Source organism: Aquipseudomonas alcaligenes NBRC 14159 (assembly GCF_000467105.1).
Classification (GTDB): domain Bacteria; phylum Pseudomonadota; class Gammaproteobacteria; order Pseudomonadales; family Pseudomonadaceae; genus Aquipseudomonas; species Aquipseudomonas alcaligenes.
Genome location: NZ_BATI01000116.1, coordinates 1 through 959 on the forward strand (window position 1 = coordinate 1; position 959 = coordinate 959).

At 55.4% G+C, this 959-nt stretch carries 2 protein-coding genes; one reads left to right on the forward strand and one right to left on the reverse strand.

Features of this window, described 5'->3' with window-relative positions; all coding sequences use genetic code 11:
• Positions 1 to 239, reverse strand: a 239-nt coding sequence (locus PA6_RS22305; protein WP_021703214.1) for a response regulator, incomplete at its 3' end; no start/stop codon positions are given.
• 207 nt (positions 240 to 446) lie between these two features.
• On the opposite strand from PA6_RS22305, the gene PA6_RS22310 reads away from it, so the two are divergent.
• Positions 447 to 806, forward strand: a complete 360-nt coding sequence (locus PA6_RS22310; protein WP_003246763.1) for a co-regulatory protein PtrA N-terminal domain-containing protein — start codon at positions 447 to 449, stop codon at positions 804 to 806.
• Positions 807 to 959: the final 153 nt, after the last annotated feature.

Here is a 959-nt window from a genome sequence, read left to right on the forward strand (position 1 = left end):
GCCGTCAAGAACAGTACGGGGACGTCTTTTCCTGCTGCGCGCAACATGCGCAGCACTTCCCAACCGTCCAGCCCAGGCATCATTACATCCAGAATTAGCAGGTCATAGGCTTCGCTAAGTGCATGCTGAAGGGCATCTGTACCGGTCATAACCCGGTCGACATTGAACCCAGCCTCGGTGAGACCTTGCTGGAGGTACGTACCGGTTTTGGGTTCGTCTTCAGCTACCAGTAGTTTCATGTGTGCAGACTCCAAAAGTCGGGTGGCCTGAGTTTGCAGGCAAACCGCGGCCCCAACCAGAAGCTTACGAAAATGTAATTCTGGCTTCAGCTCGCTGACAGGGTGGCTTGTCTAAGGTGCAAGCATGAGCACTAGGTTGTGCTCTCGGCCCTCGACAGACCAAAAGCAGAGGTGCCGGCCATAGTTTGCACTGATGGAGACTGTCCCATGAAATCGCTGAAACCTTTGCTTCTGGTTGGCTCGCTACTGCTCTCTTCTATGGCTTGGGCCGAAGGGGGCAGCGACCGTGTATTCGAGCGCATCCAGCAGATGCGCGACAAAGCAGAAGCCGTGCTGATCCAGGCGGAGAAGGCCCCGGTCGGCGAGCGGCATGTGCACATGAAGGAGCATATGAACATGCTCGAAGACATCATGAGCCAGCTGCACAACGAACATCCCGCGCCAAACATGTCTGCCGAAGAGCATCTGGCCTGGATGGAAAAGCATGACAAGCTGGTAGACGACGTGCTGGCTCAAATGATCCGCGAGCACAAGCTAATGATGGCCGACAAAGAGTGCCATCGATAAGGATTTTCCCATCTTCCAGGCCTTCCGTGATTGCTCCTTTGGCCTAGCGGCGCCTTTATGGCGCCGTGCTTTTTCCCAGCTGACGCAATTGTAGTTTTGGGGTCAGCGGCCTGGCAGCAAGCGGGGAATAGCATGAGATTTCCAGCACCCATC